Consider the following 17,804-nt stretch of genomic DNA (forward strand, 5'->3'; position numbering starts at 1 on the left):
GTAGAAATCGAGGATATTCATGAACTCTGTCACTCACTCTTTCACTCACACGCTGCGTCCAGCATTCATGCTGTTTTGCAGCCTGTCAATTCTGGTTGGCGTGCTCTATCCGGTTGCACTGACCGGCGTCGGTAAGATCGCTTTTGCAGATAAAGCGGAAGGTAGTCTGATCCGCAAAGAGGGGAAAATTGTTGGTTCCTCTCTGATAGGACAAGCTTTCAGCTCGCCACAGTATTTTTGGGGGCGTCCTTCCGCTACAGGCCCTATGCCGAACAACCCGCTTGCTTCCAGCGGCAGCAATTTTGGTCCGAGCAATCAGGCTCAGACGGATGCCGTCAAAGCCCGTATCGATACTCTGAAAGCTGCAGATCCTGCAAACACGGCCAAAATCCCGGTCGATCTGGTGACGGCATCTGCCAGCGGGCTGGATCCTGACATCAGCCTTGCTGCAGCGTATTATCAGGCGTCTCGTGTGGCGCATGCGCGTCAGATAGGAACAGACCAGGTGCGTAACCTGATTGATGAACTTGCCGAACATCCGGTGGTCGGTTTATTTGGCGAAGCACGGGTCAATGTTCTGGCGTTAAACCTGGCGCTGGATCAGAAGAAAAAATAAGTAGTGCCACATGTTGCAGAAATTTGATGTGATATGGAAGTGCGCGAATGCTGCGCTTCCGGCAATTCTGTCACTCAGCTGCTTTGACTGATTTTCAAGAGAAATACAATAACGATGGCCATCAATAGCGATCAGCGTCCTAACCCCGATATGTTGCTGGCACATGTGCAGGCACAGGAGCGCCGCGCCGCGCGTGGCAAGTTGCGCATCTACTTCGGCGCGTCTGCCGGTGTCGGTAAAACCTATGCAATGCTGACCGCCGCGCGAAAACTGATAGCGGATGGTCGTCAGGTATTAGTCGGCGTGATAGAAACCCACGGCAGGGAAGAAACCGCTGCATTGCTTCATGGTCTGGACGTCTTACCGCTCCGGAATATTCCTTATCGCGACAAAGTGTTGTCCGAGTTTGATATTGACGCAGCACTGGAGCGGCATCCGCCACTAATACTGATGGATGAGCTGGCACACTCGAATGCATCTGGTTCCCGCCATCCTAAACGTTGGCAAGATGTCGAAGAATTACTGGATGCCGGCATCGATGTCTACACGACCGTGAATGTCCAGCATTTAGAAAGTCTGAATGATGTGGTCGGCAGTATTACCGGTATACGGGTGGCAGAAACCGTGCCGGATACCGTGTTTGATGAAGCCGATGAAGTGGTGCTGGTGGATATTCCTGCTGATGAGCTGTTAGCCAGACTGAAATCAGGGCGGGTATATCAGATACCGCAGGCAGAACGCGCCGCGAAGAATTTTTTTCGCAAAGGAAATCTGATTGCGCTGCGTGAGCTGGCCTTGCGCCGCACTGCCGATAGGGTAGAGGACGATGTCCGTGCCTATAAAATTGAAAAATCGATTAATATCGTCTGGAAAACGGATGCCGCATTGCTTGCTTGTGTTGGACCAGGGCGTGGCGCGGATCATCTGATCCGCAGTGTAGCCAGACTGGCGGGGCAGATGAATGCAGTCTGGCACGCCGTTTATATCGAAACACCTGCATTGCAAAAGTTACCGGCTGCGCAGCGTGAACGCATTTTAAAAAGTCTGAAGCTGGCGCAGGATCTGGGTGCCAACACTGCGGTGTTATTCAGTAATGACATTGCGCAGGCAATTGTTGATTATGCGAACGGACAGAATTTTTCACGCGTCGTGATGGGGCGGCAGTCACGCCTGTCACGTCGGTTACCGTGGACGACATCGTATGCGAGGACAGTCGCTGCATTAGCGCCGCATATTGATCTGATAGAAATTGGTCGCGCCGCATCTGATCATGAGGATTCGCTGTCAGAAATGGCGGCGGAATCCGTTGCGATGCACTCTCCGGATAAACGCATTCCGGCTGCCAATCGATACAACCGAAACCAGATACGGAGTTATCTGCTGGCCGCTCTGGCAAGTATGGCGACAGCGCTGGTGGCGACTCCCTTGCTCGACATTTTTAATCTGGTCAATATTGCGATGTTGTTTTTATTGACGGTCGTGCTGGTCGCTGTGCGTTTTGGCCGGGGGCCGTCCGTGCTGGCAACGGTGGTGGGCGTATTGGCGTTTGATTTCTTTTTTGTACCACCGCGTTTTTCGTTTGCCGTCAGTGATCTGCAATTCGCCATGACGTTTGTCGTGATGTTAGTGGTGGGGCTGATTACCGGACATCTCACGGCGGGTTTGCGGTATCAGGCGAAAGTCGCCTCACGCAGAGAATCCCGCTCCCGCGCCTTATACGAATTTGCCCGTGATTTATCCGGCGTTTTACAAGGCGAACAGATCTCTGACAAAACCCAGGCCATCATACAGCGTGCATTCCGGGCGAACGCGACACTTTTGTTGCCTGACGATGAAGGTCGCTTACAACCGCCTTCACCCGAAGTCGCAGGTTTAGACATGGGAATAGCGCAATGGGCTTTTGATAAAGCAGAAACCGCAGGTATCGGCACTGACACTCTGCCTGCCAGCAATTTCTTTTATCTGCCACTGGTAGCGCCTATGCGTACACGCGGATTGCTGGCGATACAACCTGATAATCGTCGCTGGATACTCATACCGGAACAAAGGCAGCAGCTGGATACATTTGCCGCGCTGGCGGCGATTGCGCTGGAGCGTCTGCATTACATTGAGGTGGCGCAGAATGCGCTGGTGCACATGGAGTCCGAGCGTTTACGTAATTCCTTGCTGGCCGCTCTGTCACATGATTTACGTACACCGCTGACCTCGCTGGTGGGGATCTCCGAATCGCTGACGATGTCAACACCGCCGCTCAGTGATCGCCAAAAAGAAATGGCACATGCCTTACATGATGAAACCTTGCGTATGAGTGCGCTGGTCTCCAATCTCTTAGATATGGCGCGCATACAGAGTGGTGAAATCAAACTCGATCTGCAATGGCAGCCACTGGAAGAAGTGATCGGCAGTTCTATCCGTATCTGCGCTCCACAACTGAAAGAGCATCAGGTGCAGACTATCATGGCAGCGGATTTACCGTTAATTCATTTTGATGCCGTGCTGATAGAACGTGTGCTTTGTAATCTGCTGGAAAATGCGGCGAAATATACACCGGCAGGTTCCCGTATTACCCTCAGTGCTGAAACCAGCGGAGCCGACATCGATATCAAGGTATTTGATAATGGGCCGGGTCTGCCACAGGGCAGAGAAGAGGCCGTGTTTGAAAAATTCACCCGCGGTGAAAGAGAATCCTCTAAACCGGGTGTGGGTCTTGGGCTGGCCATCTGTCGCGCTATCGTTGAAGCCCATAAAGGGCGTATCCATGCTGGGGTATCACCCGATGGCGGTGCCTGTATTATCATTTCTCTGCCATTAGGAAATCCGCCAGATATGCCGGACATGGAAATCATGAGCCTCATGAACCAAGATGCACACACCATCGGCAGCAACCATCCGATACGACCATTATCCGTATGAACACATCAGCATCGACGCCGCCTATGTCAGAACACAATGCCACTCTGCCCACCGCTTTGCTGGTGGAAGATGAACCGCAAATCCGCCGCTTCGTCCGCAGCTCTTTAGAAGAAGGTGGCTGGCAGGTGTTTGAGTCCGGCACTTTACAACGCGGACTGGTCGACGCCGGTACCCGCCAGCCTGATCTGATTATTCTTGATCTTGGTCTGCCTGATGGTGACGGTATCGACTTCATTAAAGACGTGCGCAGATGGTCGGGTGTCCCCATTATCGTGTTGTCAGCCAGAGTGAGCGAAGCGGAAAAAATCAAAGCGCTGGATGCCGGTGCCGACGACTATCTGACGAAACCATTTGGTGTTGGTGAATTGCAAGCGAGGGTGCGGGCAACTTTACGGCGTCAGCGTCAACCCGGTAGTACACCAGATGGCGTCGTTCAGTTTGGCGACGTTAAAGTTGATGTGCAGGCACGTATGGTCACGAAAGCGGGCGTCATCGTCAAACTCACCCCGACTGAATTTCGTCTGCTGAGTGCACTGATCAATAGTGCTGGCCGGGTCGTGACGAATCCGCAATTATTACGCGAAGTATGGGGGCCATCGCATGCGGAAAGTGGCCATTATCTGCGCATTTACATGCGCTATCTGCGGCATAAATTAGAAGATGATCCGACCCAGCCACGTTATCTTCTGACGGAAACAGCGGTCGGTTACCGATTGTTATTACCTAGCTGATTTTCCATTTTTTCTCTGAGTATCCGGCGCCAGAATCTGCTCGCCGGAGGGGCGTCTGCACGCCTGTTATTTAAGTTTTTATATGTTTTTCGTCACGCGGTGAATTGAAATTTGCGGCGAACGATGAACATCAATTAGAACGACATTGTCGTTATCATGAAAGGAAGTGCTATGAAAAAAATACTTGTTGCAGCAATTTTCCCGACCTTATTTTTTGTGGCTTATGTCCAGGCGCAGGAAGTCAAACCTGAAATGAAACCGGACAACGAAGTCAGTTTTAATGCTGCGCTGACTTCCGACTACCGTTATCGCGGTATTTCGCAAACACGTCTGCAAGCAGCTTTGCAAGGCGGTGCTGATTACGTTCATAATCCTAGCGGATTGTATGCGGGTGCATGGTTATCCAGCATTAAGTGGACGAAAGATGCTGGCGGCGGTGGTAATCTTGAAGCGGATTTGTATGCTGGTCGCCGTGGGGAGATAAACAAAGACGTCAGCTACGACATTGGTGTTCTGACTTATGTTTATCCTTCCAATGGATTGGCCACGGATGCGAATACCACCGAGGTTTACGGGCAACTGACTTATGGCCCCGCCTACGTGAAGTATTCACATGCGGTCACCAATTTATTCGGTATGGCTGACAGTAAAAACAGTGGCTATCTGGATCTGGGTGCCAACATCGACGTCGCCACTGGGCTGACGTTGAACATCCATGCGGGGCGTCAACAGGTGAAAAATAACAGTACCAGCAGCTATACGGATTGGAAAATCGGCATCACCAAAGATTTCGGTGTCTTGACGGGCGCTGTGGCGGTGGTTGGTACGAATGCCAGTGAGACGAGCTATGCATCGCCTGCAAACGGGAAGTTTCTTGGTAAGACCGCCCTGGTCGTCAGCATCAGCAAAACGTTTTAATGCTGGGGCAGGGCGCAATCAGCGCTGATAGCGGAGCGGCTTTTCTTGCCGCTCTTTACTCATCTTATTTCAGTAAGCTATGCAAGCCCTCATAAGCCAGATAGAAACCAACCAGTAAAATCAGAGCGCCGGATAAATACGGCGCTCTGCGGGCAAATGTGCCGAAACCGCTCCAGCGTTTCGAGATGTGTTTGATGCTCAATGCGGCCAACACGCCAGACATGACCATGGTCAGCGCCAGGCCAATGCTGAAACTCAGTACCAGTGTTGCACCCAGCGCGACCTTTTTCAGTTGCAGGCAGAGCAGCAAGACCGTGATCGATGCCGGGCAGGGAATGAGGCCGCCGGTTAAACCAAACATGACAATTTGTCCGGTCGTTACTTCGCGGTTGGTGAAGCGACGGCGTATGTCGTTCGCATGGGCAAGTTCATGCGCATCCTGATATTCGTCACTGCCAGTATCAAGATCGCCGGACTCAGCATGATGATGTTCATGTTCTTTGAAATACACGACATATTCATGCGAGTGGTTGCCATGACCTAAGTGCAAATGGGCAGAGAATTTATGCGGTTCAGGGATCGTCTGTTCCGATTCTATGAAGCCTTCCCGTTGCACAAACCTGAAAGTTTGGCTGTCTTTCTCGTTGCGCACGGTTTCCAATGTCAGCTGTTCTGCTGCCCATGCATGGTTGTCCTGATACATACGAAACCGTGGCGGTACGCCATCCTCAAATATCTCCAGTCGTATAACGCCATGCCCCGTATCGATCTCTTGCATATCATCGTGGTGGTGATGGTCGTGAGCATGATGCTGCTCGCGCCAGGTACGCCACATCATCCAGACTGCGATGCTGATAATCAGGATTGCAGACACAACCTGTAAGTAAGGTTCAGTGGCTTCGGCATTCCATTGCTGGCCGAAATACATACCGGCCAGTGCGATGATCCAGACAACGACGGTATGCGACAGGGTTGCCGACAAACCCAGCAAAACAGCCTGTGTCAGTGTACCGCGCACGGCGATGATAAATGCCGCCATCATGGTTTTTGAATGGCCGGGTTCCAGTCCGTGCAAAGCGCCAAGTAGGATGGCGCTGGGAATAAACAGCCACGCATTCGTTGCGCCCTGTTGTAGCAGAGTTGAGAATTCAATCATATTGAGCGCTTTATTTTAAGTAGCTTTTCACCACATCAATCAGCTGTTCGCGTGCATCGGTATGTTCTTCATTGTGTTCAGTGCTGTCATGCGGCGCATCGATCAGATGCGTGCGTATGTGGTCTTCAAGTACCGTTGCGAGTAAGCCATTCATCGCGCCGCGACAGCTGGTGATCTGATGCAGGATTTCCATGCAGCCTTTTTCCTCCTCCAGTGCCCGCTCTATGCTATCGAGCTGGCCACGGATACGACGCACCCGGTTCAGTAGCTTTTGCTTATCTTTAATCGTATGGCTCATGTTAAATAAAATAGGGTAGGGGGGGATACTATATCTCATTCAGTAAATACTTAAAAAATAAGTCTTACGCCTGAATCGGTGAGTTATTTTTCGTCGTAGTCTTCATTGAATGAACGGTGTCACAGAGATGACATACGCCGCCCTTATAGTGAGCGCCCGTATTCGACTTGTTCTGTTCGTTGATTCGGCCGACCCATTCATCTCACTGTGTATAGAAAATGATAAAAACCTCATTTCCGCTACGTACGATTTCCGCCGTTCTGATTTCTGCCTTCATGTTTGTCGCTTGTGGCGGATCTTCCGATTCAGTCGTGGCGACGGCGCCGTTAGTTATTCCGGATGCACCTAAAGGTTCTGGTGTTACCGATAGCGCGCCGGTTGCTGACGAAAGTAAAGTGCTTCCATACGTTGACTTTGCTTATACCAATCAACGCGGCGATGCACGCTATGCGACCTTGCAGACCAACGCCGGTGTGCGCGTCGTTGCGGGCTTTCTGCAACTCTGGCAACCGCGCAGTCTGTTGGTGGATGCGGGTTCTCCGGCAGCAGCGAATGGCAGTTTTCCGGCAGTGACAGCATCGGATTGGACTGGTATTCCAGGTGATGCGACCGATGGCAAAGTGCTCAACACGACGATACACAACGCCAATATTCAGTATGTAGTCGATGCAAGCAAAGCGCGTACGCCTGAGCAGGAACTCGCCGCCTATCTGGATGATCGCCGCAACAAGGGGTACAGTATCAGCGATGGTATGGGGCCGTTGACGCAGGCATGGCGTAGCAGTGCGCAACAAACCACCACCATCACCGACATCGCGGCGGATGCGACGACTGTGCGCTATGACGATAAAGGTAATGATACCGGCGTCGGCAGCAGTACCAACACCAGTTTTGGTCTCGCGGTCGATTTCATCAATAACATCGGTGAAAATGGCTCTACCGAACCTGCCAAACGTTTCTTCAAATATGCCCGTCCATGGCGCTGGAACAGCAATGTCAAGGTTGTCGCGGCGCTGGAACCAGCGAAAAGCACCACCCCGGCAACCGATGGCGGTTATATCAGCGGCCACTCTGCAGAAGCGGTGCGCAAAGCGATTGCGATGGCGTATCTGGTGCCGCAACGCTATCAGGAAATGCTGGCGCGGGGTCTGGAACTCGGTGAAAACCGTATCCTCGCTGGTATGCACTCTCCGCTCGATGTGATCAGTGGCCGCGTGCAGGCGCAGGCCGTGGCGACAGCGAGTATTGCCACTGGTGCGAATGCTAAGAATGATCTGAAAATGCAGGCATATCAACAGGCACAATCCGGCTTGCAAACCGCCCTGAAACTGAGTGATGCTGCCGCTTTGCAGATCTATGCGCATAGCGGCACGGCGGCGAACGACCGGTTTGCTGACTACCAGATCAATAAGGCAAATTATCTGCGTCGTCTGACTTTTGGCTTGCCAGCGATTGGCGACACCAGCAAACCAGCTGTTGTGCCAAAAGGGGCGGAAATATTACTGGAAACGCGTTTGCCGTATCTCGATGCAAATCAGCGTCGCGTTGTGCTGAAAACCACCGCATTGCCATCCGGCTATCCGATTCTGGATGATGAAGAAGGCTGGGGCCGCTTGAATCTGTTCGCGGCGGCGGATGCTTACGCTGCATTCAACGGCGATGTGAGCGTCACGATGGATGCAACGAAAGGTGGCTTTTTTGCACAGGATAGCTGGAGAAATGACATCAGCGGTATTGGACGCCTGACGAAGCTGGGCACAGGTATTCTGCGCCTGAGCGGCAATAACAGCTACAGCGGCGGCACGATTATCAGCGCAGGCACGCTGGCAGCAGACAGCAATCAGGCATTTGGTAAAGGTGACGTTTATCTGAATGGCGGCAAGCTGGTGCATAACAGCAAATTGCCTTTGCAACTGCTGGCAAACTACACGCAACTCACTGGCAGCGCGCTGGAAATCGTCGCCAACAGCAGTAACCTCGGAAAAATTCAGGTCGCAGGTGCGGTCGCGATTGACGGTGCGGCCAGTCTGAATCTGAAATTTGCAGCCGATTACAAACCTGCTGCCGGAACCGTTTTGACGGTACTGAACGCCAAATCGGTCGGTGGTAAATTCGCTACCGTGACGGTCGATGGCTTTCCTAAAGCGACGGTCACTTACAATGCAGATTCCGTCACTATCCGCTTAGACGCCTGAGTGGATAGTAATAAGACTGATAGCGAAAAAAAACACTGGCTTGTGAGCCAGTGTTTTTTTATGCCTCGTCAGAAAAAGAATTTGCCGGAATTGTCTGACGGATTAAGTTTCTTGCAGCTTGCGGTACAGCGTTTGCCGACTGATACCTAATTCACGTGCCGCTGCCGAGACATTGCCATTCGCATTAGTAAGCGCCTGTCGGATCGCTTTCATCGAACGTGCATGCAAGCTGAGTTCTTGTGGCTCACCAGCGTTGTCGCTGACGATTGTCGCAGCGGCTTTCTGAGCAGTCGGCGTCTGTAACTCTGCGACCAAATCGTCTGCCAGATGTTCCCAACTGATGCAGTGTTGGTCATCATCCCGTAAAGCCACCGCAGCGCGCAGCACGTGGCTGAGTTGACGCAGATTGCCGGGCCAGTGAAAGGTTTTCATCGCCGCCAGCAGATCAGGTGCAATGTGCAGATCGCTGTCCGGTGCAAATTCTTGCAATAGTCTTCCGCATAAAAACTCAAAATCCGTCCGCGCCCGTAACGCAGGCAGGCAGACGTTTAAACCATTGATGCGATAAAACAGATCTTCGCGGAAACGGCCAGCAGTGATGCTGTTTTTTAAATTCTGATGCGTGGCGCAAATTAAATTGAAATCCACCGCCATCGGCGTGCTGCTTCCCAGCGGTGTAACCTGACGTTCCTGTAACACCCGCAGCAATCGTGTTTGTAAGCCTAAAGGCATGTCGCCGATTTCATCCAGAAATAAAGTGCCGCCCTGCGCTTCGCGCAAACGTCCTTGTGCACCTTGTTTTGTCGCGCCAGTGAATGCGCCTGCGACGTAACCGAATAATTCAGCTTCGATCAGATGTTCTGGAATCGCTGCACAATTCACCGCGACAAACGGCTTATTCCGGCGCAGTGATGCCCGGTGTGTTGCCTGTGCAAACAATTCTTTACCAACCCCCGATTCGCCGGTCACCAGTAAAGGAATCGCCTTGTCGATGACCTTGCGTGCTCGCTCGCTTGCGGCCAGCCACTGGGCATCTTCATTCGTCGCCGGGGATATGGGTGTTGCCGGAGCGGCTTTTGTATTGGCGCTTAGTGCTTGCCGCGCCAGGCTGTGACTATGTACCTGTGCAAACAACATGCCGCCATCTTTGGTTCGCAGCGTTTCAGGCCGTATCACTGCGCGCTGGTGAAATGACAGTATCTGTTGAAATTCTGTCTCGAATAAATCCGACCAGCAGGTTGCCGCGATGTCTTTGTACTGCAATTTTAGTAATGCCAGCCCTTTACGATTCGCGCCAGTCAGCCAGCCATCTTCTGAGAATGCCAGCACACTTTGCGCTACCGAGCCCAAACCTTCGGCGCGCGGATGCAATTGCACGATAATCTGATGCTGACAAGCGCTCAGTACCATGCTGTTTTCTATCATTTGCGCCGCTGTAGAGACCAGACCCAGCGTATGTGGATGGCGGCTGCGATGGTCGCCGGAGATGTCCAGTATTCCCATCAGCTTACCTTGTGCGGACAAGATGGGGGCCGCAGCGCAGGTCAGAAATTCATTATGCTCAAGATAATGTTCCGCGCCGTGAATCTCGATTTCGTTCGCCTCTGCCACGGCCGTGCCAATCGCATTCGTTCCGCGCTGGTTTTCCGCCCAGGTGGCACCGCATTTCAATGCCACACACTCAGCCTTACTCAGAAAATCCAGATCGCCCAGCGTATGCATCAGTACACCTTGCGCATCGGCCAGTATCACCATGCTATGGCTGTGCCGTACCTGTTCGAACAGATATTCGATCACCGGTTCTGAATGGCTGATCAGCTCATGATTGAAGTGGCGGGCATGTTGTAAATTGCTGCTGCTTAAATTGTCTTCGCATTCGACCCGTCCTACCGGGAAAAGCCCCGCCGACAAGCTGCGCTGCCAGGATTCGGCAATGCGATCATCAATGCCCGGGGCCGGAGCTATGCCATATTCGACCAGTTGCAAACGGGCCTGCTTCAGATGGGATGAGGGCAGAATGGCGTGGTTGCGCATGAACTTGTCTCCTGCGGCATCGGTAGTTGCCGCTGTGTTTAGTGCTGTGTTTGTAGCTGTGTTTGCTGCTGCATTTACTGCTGTTTTTGCCACTGTTATACCTGTCTCATTTTGTGTCAGGTGTCACAGGCATCAGCGGACAGTTGACAACTATCTTAGCAGGAATCCGTCGGCAAAAGTGCATGTATAGCCGTCGTCATTGCTTCCCTACAGACGACGCCAGAAGGGAAAGCAGGTCAGATTATCTTGCCATCCGCGGTTGGCATGGCTTTTGCGAATAGTGGCGCTGACCAGCGCAAAAAAACTTTGTGACTGTCAATAACAACTAACTGAAGGAGACAACCTTGATCTATGAAGCCCCAGGTGCTGCAGGCGCCAAAATCCAATATAAATCCCGTTACGACAACTTCATCGGCGGCAAATGGACAGCGCCTGTGAAAGGTGAGTATTTTGATGTCATTACCCCGATCAACGGCAAAGTCTATACACAGGCAGCGCGCTCAACAGCCGAAGATATCGAGCTGGCGCTGGACGCAGCACATGCTGCAGCCGATGCATGGGGCAAGACCGATGCCGCCACACGCTCCAATATCCTGCTGAAAATTGCTGACCGTGTTGAGGCGAATCTGGAATTGCTGGCCTATGCCGAAACCGTCGATAACGGCAAAGCGATTCGCGAAACGCTGAATGCCGATATTCCACTGACCGCCGATCACTTCCGTTATTTTGCCGGTTGCGTGCGTGCGCAGGAAGGTGCTTTGTCGAATATCGATGAAACCACCGTCGCCTATCATATTCAGGAGCCGCTCGGCGTGGTCGGGCAAATCATTCCGTGGAATTTCCCGATTCTGATGGCAGCATGGAAACTGGCTCCGGCGCTGGGCGCAGGTAATTGCGTCGTGCTCAAACCAGCCGAATCCACACCGATCTCGATTCTGATTTTGATGGATCTGATTGCCGATCTGTTGCCACCCGGCGTGCTCAATATCGTTAACGGTTTCGGGCGCGAAGCCGGTATGCCACTGGCGACCAGCAAGCGTATCGCCAAGATTGCGTTCACCGGTTCGACCAGCACAGGTCGCGTGATTGCGCAGGCAGCAGCCAACAATCTGATTCCTGCAACACTGGAACTGGGTGGTAAATCGCCAAACGTCTTCTTTGCCGACATCATGGACAAAGACGACGAATTTCTCGATAAAGCCATCGAAGGTCTGGTCTTGTTTGCCTTCAATCAGGGTGAAGTTTGCACCTGCCCATCGCGTGCACTGATACAGGAATCGATCTACGACAAATTCATGGAACGTGTCTTGAAACGTGTTGCCGCGATTCAGCATAAAAATCCGCTGGATACCGACAGCATGATGGGTGCGCAGGCATCCAAAGAGCAACTGACCAAAATCCTCTCGTATCTGGATCTCGGCAAACAAGAAGGTGCCGAAGTACTGGCGGGTGGTAGTCAGGCGCATCTGGGTGGCGATCTGGAAGGCGGCTACTATGTGCAGCCGACGCTGTTCAAAGGCCACAACAAAATGCGCATCTTCCAGGAAGAAATTTTCGGCCCTGTGCTGGCAGTGACCACCTTCAAAGACGAAGCTGAAGCCTTGGCGTTGGCCAACGACACGCTGTATGGTCTGGGTGCCGGTGTATGGAGCCGCAATGGTAATGTCGCTTACCGCATGGGGCGCGCCATCAAAGCGGGTCGCGTCTGGACTAACTGCTACCACGCTTACCCAGCGCATGCGGCATTCGGTGGCTATAAAGAATCCGGTATCGGACGTGAAACTCACAAAATGATGCTCGATCATTACCAGCAAACCAAAAATCTGCTGGTCAGCTACAGTGAGAATAAACTCGGCTTCTTTTAATTTCCATGGGGAGTTAAGTCTCTGATTTGGACGGGTGACTCGTCACCTGTCCATAGTGCCCCTTGGTGTTGATTGAATATTTGCAGGACTTACGCAAAATTGTCACGGCTGCGTTATTACTCCCTTCCGTACTGTTTGTACTATTTGTCATGTGCGTACTGTCTTCGTCGCCATACCTTGCCGCGACAAATTTACGTAAGTTCTAATTTAAAAATATTAAGGAAATCGTTATGGGCGTTTCACAATTTTTTATGCCAGGTAAAAACATTCTTGGTTTAGGTGCTTTAGATGAGGGAATTAATCAAATAGGACAAATGGGCTATAAAAAAGCCTTAATCGTCACGGACGGTGCTTTATCAAAAATGGGTTTAGCAAAAACCGTCGCCGATAAGCTAGCTGCCCAAGGTATTTCGGCAGACGTATTCGATGGCGTGCAACCCAATCCAACCGTTGGTAACGTCAATTCCGGCCTGGAAAAACTCAAAACCGCGCAAGCCGATTTCATCATCTCTTTGGGTGGTGGCTCATCGCATGACTGTGCCAAAGGCATTGCGCTGGTTGCGAGCAATGGCGGGAAAATTGAGGATTACGAGGGCTTAGATAAATCCAAAGTGCCACAAATGACGCTCATTGCCGTGAATACAACGGCTGGAACCGCGTCTGAAATGACGCGCTTTACCATTATCACGGATGAAACCCGGCACGTTAAAATGGCGATAGTCGACAGCCACGTGACGCCATTTTTATCCATCAACGATTCAGGTTTGATGGAGGCGATGCCCGCTGGCTTGACTGCGGCCACGGGGATGGATGCACTGACACATGCGGTTGAAGCGTATGTTTCAACGATTGCCACTCCCCTGACTGATGCTTGCGCAGTCAAGGCCATAGAGTTAATCGGGCGCTATTTGCCAACTGCGGTCAAAGAACCTAAAAATCAGGAAGCACGCGAGCAAATGGCCTATGCGCAGTTTTTAGCGGGTATGGCATTTAACAATGCGTCGTTAGGTTACGTTCATGCGATGGCGCACCAATTGGGCGGCTTTTATAATCTACCGCACGGTGTGTGCAATGCACTCCTTTTGCCACATGTGGAAACGTTTAACTTGCGTGCCGCACAAGAGCGCTTAAATCAAATTGGCGGCATTTTGAATGCCAGCAATCCAGATTTGGCAGGTTTGGGCGTCATTGAAGCGATTAAAAAATTAGCAGATATCGTGGGCATTCCAAAATCGCTCGAAGAGTTGGGTGTGAAGCAAGAGGATTTTGACGTCTTGGCACAAAACGCGCTCAGAGATGTGTGCGGTTTAACCAATCCGATTCAAGCATCTCATGATGAGATTGTGGGTATATTTGCGTCGGCTTACGGCAAACGCTCATAAAAATTGATTGGAACAAGGGTGGCGGACAAAACCGCCATGCCCAATGCATCACAAACCACTGCCTATCTCTAAAAAATAGAGATGGACGGTTTTGGAGGGGCGATTATGGTTGAGCGAGTCACCGCCACACCCGCAGCGCTGGAACTCATACAGCAATTGCAGGCAGAACATGGCAGCATTATGTTTCACCAGTCCGGCGGCTGCTGCGATAACAGCGCCGCCAATTGCTATCTGCCCACCGACCTGACGATCGGCCCTTACGACATCAAATTAGGCGAGGTCGGCGGCGTGCCGTTTTACATAGGCAAGCTGCAATACGATTACTGGAAACACACCCAGCTGATTCTGGATGTGATCGACGGCCACGGCGGCACGTTTTCACTGGAAGGCGCAACTGGCAAGGCGTTTCACACCCGTTCGCGTTTGTTCACCGATGCAGAATGGGCGCAGATCGCAGACCAGGTGGCGCACGATCTGGCCTGAATTTTTCCTGTTTTAATTTTAGTAAGGCGATCAGCCTGTCGGATATTTTAAGATGTGAAGCAGACCAGTTGTGGCTTCATTTTTTTGTCTTCAGCATTTTGATGAATGCCGTTAATGCTGACGATGCCTGCCCCCGCCAGACCAGATGCGTTTTGTTCGACGACACCTGTTTTGGTAATGCATGCTGATTGACTTTTTCATTCGCCTGCAAAGCGCTCAAGACCGATACCGGCACGATGGCAAATCCGGTTCCGGCGGCAACGCAGGCGATCATTCCCTGATAGGAAGCAAATTCCAGCACACGTTGCGGAATCACATTGTGATGGCTTAACCAGTTTTCCAGACATTGGCGATACGAACAGCCCTGCGCAAATGCAATCATGGTGCTGCCGCCCAGATCACTGGGGCTGTGCAAGCGGCTGATTTTGTTGGAAGTGATCAACACCAGTTTTTCCTGAAAGATGGGAATCGATTCCAGTTCCGGCGCTGTGTATGGTTCAGAAACAAATGCTGCTTCGATCTCAAACTGCGTGACGCGCTTGATGAGCGCGGCGGTGGTGCCTGTCATCAGTTCGACAATCACATCCGGATGTTGCTCGTGATAGTGCGACAGTATCGGCGCTAAACGGCTGCCCGCGGTGCTTTCCAGAGAGCCAAGGCGGAATGTACCTTGCGGCTTTCCGGTCTGCATTTCGTTTACCGCTTCGTCTGCCAGACGCAGCAATCGGTGCGCGTAGTTCAGCAGTGTGTGTCCTTCCGTCGTCAACGCCAGCGTACGGCCTTCGCGTCGGAAGAGTTGAACGGCCAGGTATTCTTCCAGTTGCCGTATGCGTGTAGTGACATTCGAAGGCACACGATGCAACTTGCTTGCCGCGCGCACGACACCGCCTTCTTCAACCACGGTTCGGAATATCAGCAGTGACTCTAAATCTATTGTTCTCATAAAGAGAATCTTAATCCAGAATAATTCATTTGTCAGTGAAGCAGATTTCCATTTTAATGAATGGATGAATACACCCGCATTGCATCCTGCTACACGTCCGCAACACTTCGCCATCATCATCGCTATCGCGGCCATGTTGTCCTTAGCGTTGGCGATGGGAATTGGTCGTTTTGCGTTCACGCCCCTGTTTCCATTGATGCTGCGGGATGGTGTGTTGCGCAGCGATGCAGGTGCTTGGCTGGCCGCCAGTAATTATCTGGGCTATCTGATCGGCGCGCTCTGTGCCAGCCGGGTGCGCTTGTCGCCTGCCAATTTGCTGGCAGTCAGTCTGATTTACATCGTGATCGTCACCGCTGCGATAGGCATCACATCGTCTGAGTGGGCCTGGCTGATCTTGCGTTTTCTGGCCGGTGTCTTCAGTGCATGGGCCTTGATTGCCACCAGCGCGTGGGGTCTGGGCTGGATGGCGAATCTGGCCAGGCCCCGACTGACGGGTCTTATCTATGCTGGCGTTGGGTTGGGTATCGTCGCGGCGGGTATTTTTTGTTTGTGGGCGGCAGAAAAAATGCCTGCCAGTGCGATGTGGATAGTCTTAGCTTGTCTGGCGTCACTGGTCGCCCTATTGCCACTGATCGTCGGCTTTTATTTTCCTTTACCGCCAGTTGCAAACAGCGTCGCTACACCTGTGAATGCCGCGCAAGTATCAGCATCAGAATCAGCATTAACTTCAGCACCCGGTGTGACGGGGCTGATTATCTGTTACGGCATGTTTGGTTTCGGCTACATCCTGCCGGCGACGTATCTGCCAGCACAGGCAAGACAATTGCTGGATGACCCGCAGATATTCGGCTGGGCATGGCCCGCATTCGGCATGGCGGCTGCCGCATCGACCCTGATCGTTGCAGGCGTGCTCGGCAAATGCAATCGCCTGCATGTGTGGGCAACGTCTCATGCGCTGATGGCGGTCGGCGTGATATTGCCCTGCATCTGGCTTTCGATGACCAGTATCGTCCTGGCCGCCTTGTTCGTCGGCGGAAATTTCATGGTCATCACCATGCTGGGGATGCAGGAAGCGCGGGCGCGCGCCGCAACTAACCCGACCGCCGTCCTGGCACGCATGACCGCCAGCTTCGCGTTTGGTCAATTGCTCGGTCCCGTCGTCGTGGCTCTGATGGATGCATTTTCCGCCGATCACGCAAGCGCACTCCGCTACGCATTGCAACTTGCAACCGCCTGCCTGATGGCAAGCGCCATTTACTTATGGCGCAGAGCTGAATCGGCTCAACGTCTTTGACGGTAATACGGTTCGATAACACTGGAAAATTGCTCGACCCTGCAAAATTCCTGGCGACTTGCAGGTGAAAGTTAAAATGAAAGCGAATAAACTGCGAACTGCATTCGCGCGGCACTTATTCGCATTTACTGATGCAGATGGCGCTGCGCATCGCATCTCTGAAGACATCACCGCAACGAGAAAAAAATGGTCATTTTAAGAAAACCAGAATTCAGTGATATTGCTGAAGTCAAAAAATTATACGAACAAAGCACTTCATTTCATCAGCCGTGGACTTATGCGCCGCGCGATTACGAGGTCTATATCAGCCAGGAAAACCGGTATTTTGTTTGCTCAGCGACGAACGGCAATATTCTCGGCACCTTCCATATCTCCGGCATCGTGCGCGGCTATTTTCAATCGGCGTATTTAGGCTACGAAGTTTTTCACCCTCATCAGGGGAAAGGCTACATGCGCAAGGGCATGGCACTGCTCCTGAAAGAAGCGTTCGAAGAATTGCATCTGCATCGGCTCGAAGCCAACATACAACCAGAAAATCTGGCATCCATCCGCCTCGTGTCAAACGCCGGTTTTGTGAAAGAAGGATTTTCTAAAAACTATTTGAGAATCGGCGGGCTGGAGTGGAAAGACCATGAACGCTGGGCGATCATCAACGCCATGTGGACAGAAAAAAATACCTGATAAACCGCATTTCACGCAAATCATACCTGTTGCCAGGCGCGCTCAGAGCGTACCAGTTGGCTCAATTTTAGCCCGTGGAAGGGCTGAATATACTGGGGGGTGTATATTTAAAACCCCTTGTTTTATGCTGAGAATAAGGTGTTTTTGGCACATACTCCCCGATTTTTATCAAAATTAAGATTTTTGAGCGGTAATTTTTCTGTTGTTGCAGTTTGTTTTAATGGCATGTTGAAAATTGTCTTTTTTGACACTTCGAGTTAATCTTCGTTTTTGTCAAATTAAATCAAGTCAGGCT

General features: G+C 51.8%; 14 protein-coding genes. 10 read left to right on the plus strand and 4 right to left on the minus strand.

Going from position 1 to position 17,804, the window contains the following annotated elements; all coding sequences use genetic code 11:
* The first annotated feature begins 19 nt into the window (after positions 1-19).
* From kdpC to Undi14_RS01925, 4 genes are all read left to right on the plus strand, one after another.
* On the plus strand, positions 20-616 hold the full coding sequence (gene kdpC / locus Undi14_RS01910) for a potassium-transporting ATPase subunit KdpC (RefSeq protein ID WP_200177723.1): 597 nt from the start codon (positions 20-22) through the stop codon (positions 614-616).
* 114 nt (positions 617-730) lie between these two features.
* On the plus strand, positions 731-3,529 hold the full coding sequence (gene kdpD / locus Undi14_RS01915; protein WP_200177724.1) for a two-component system sensor histidine kinase KdpD: 2,799 nt from the start codon (positions 731-733) through the stop codon (positions 3,527-3,529).
* Positions 3,526-4,260, plus strand: coding sequence for a two-component system response regulator KdpE (gene kdpE / locus Undi14_RS01920; RefSeq protein ID WP_370527116.1), 735 nt, complete (start codon positions 3,526-3,528; stop codon positions 4,258-4,260). Before kdpD ends, kdpE begins: the two co-directional genes overlap by 4 nt.
* Before the next feature lie 171 nt (positions 4,261-4,431).
* Complete coding sequence (locus Undi14_RS01925; RefSeq protein WP_200177725.1) at positions 4,432-5,178, plus strand: TorF family putative porin; 747 nt, start codon at positions 4,432-4,434, stop codon at positions 5,176-5,178.
* Positions 5,179-5,242: 64 nt separating this feature from the next.
* Here the strand turns inward: Undi14_RS01925 and Undi14_RS01930 are convergent, their stop codons facing one another.
* Entirely contained in the window at positions 5,243-6,334 is a 1,092-nt protein-coding gene (locus Undi14_RS01930) for a nickel/cobalt efflux protein RcnA (protein WP_200177726.1), read from the minus strand.
* A 10-nt stretch (positions 6,335-6,344) separates the two neighbouring features.
* A complete protein-coding gene (locus tag Undi14_RS01935) occupies positions 6,345-6,632 on the minus strand; it encodes a metal/formaldehyde-sensitive transcriptional repressor (protein ID WP_200177727.1) in 288 nt (95 codons plus the stop codon).
* Between the two features lie 218 nt (positions 6,633-6,850).
* On the opposite strand from Undi14_RS01935, the gene Undi14_RS01940 reads away from it, so the two are divergent.
* Positions 6,851-8,827, plus strand: a complete 1,977-nt coding sequence (locus Undi14_RS01940) for an autotransporter-associated beta strand repeat-containing protein (protein ID WP_200177728.1) — start codon at positions 6,851-6,853, stop codon at positions 8,825-8,827.
* Positions 8,828-8,929: 102 nt separating this feature from the next.
* On the opposite strand, the gene Undi14_RS01945 is transcribed toward Undi14_RS01940, so the two are convergent.
* Positions 8,930-10,861 (minus strand): sigma-54-dependent Fis family transcriptional regulator, encoded by a 1,932-nt coding sequence (locus Undi14_RS01945; protein WP_200177729.1) that lies wholly within the window; start codon positions 10,859-10,861, stop codon positions 8,930-8,932.
* Positions 10,862-11,205: 344 nt separating this feature from the next.
* Between Undi14_RS01945 and Undi14_RS01950 the strand changes: the two genes are divergently transcribed.
* The 3 genes from Undi14_RS01950 to Undi14_RS01960 all read left to right on the plus strand — a co-directional run bounded on the left by Undi14_RS01950 (position 11,206) and on the right by Undi14_RS01960 (position 14,591).
* On the plus strand, positions 11,206-12,726 hold the full coding sequence (locus Undi14_RS01950; RefSeq protein WP_190477003.1) for an aldehyde dehydrogenase family protein: 1,521 nt from the start codon (positions 11,206-11,208) through the stop codon (positions 12,724-12,726).
* Between the two features lie 230 nt (positions 12,727-12,956).
* The gene (locus Undi14_RS01955) at positions 12,957-14,108 is read left to right on the plus strand and encodes an iron-containing alcohol dehydrogenase (protein WP_200177730.1); all 1,152 of its coding nucleotides are present in this window, start codon (positions 12,957-12,959) and stop codon (positions 14,106-14,108) included.
* A gap of 105 nt (positions 14,109-14,213) precedes the next feature.
* On the plus strand, positions 14,214-14,591 hold the full coding sequence (locus Undi14_RS01960) for a DUF779 domain-containing protein (protein ID WP_200178173.1): 378 nt from the start codon (positions 14,214-14,216) through the stop codon (positions 14,589-14,591).
* 76 nt (positions 14,592-14,667) lie between these two features.
* On the opposite strand, the gene Undi14_RS01965 is transcribed toward Undi14_RS01960, so the two are convergent.
* Positions 14,668-15,534, minus strand: a complete 867-nt coding sequence (locus Undi14_RS01965; protein WP_200177731.1) for a LysR family transcriptional regulator — start codon at positions 15,532-15,534, stop codon at positions 14,668-14,670.
* 64 nt (positions 15,535-15,598) lie between these two features.
* Here Undi14_RS01965 and Undi14_RS01970 point away from each other — a divergent pair, with 64 nt between their 5' ends.
* Both Undi14_RS01970 and Undi14_RS01975 read left to right on the plus strand, forming a co-directional pair.
* On the plus strand, positions 15,599-16,828 hold the full coding sequence (locus Undi14_RS01970) for a YbfB/YjiJ family MFS transporter (RefSeq protein ID WP_200177732.1): 1,230 nt from the start codon (positions 15,599-15,601) through the stop codon (positions 16,826-16,828).
* A 186-nt stretch (positions 16,829-17,014) separates the two neighbouring features.
* Entirely contained in the window at positions 17,015-17,509 is a 495-nt protein-coding gene (locus Undi14_RS01975) for a GNAT family N-acetyltransferase (protein ID WP_200177733.1), read from the plus strand.
* Positions 17,510-17,804: the final 295 nt, after the last annotated feature.

Source organism: Undibacterium sp. 14-3-2, from assembly GCF_016595265.1.
Taxonomy (GTDB): Bacteria; Pseudomonadota; Gammaproteobacteria; order Burkholderiales; family Burkholderiaceae_D; genus Undibacterium; species Undibacterium aquatile.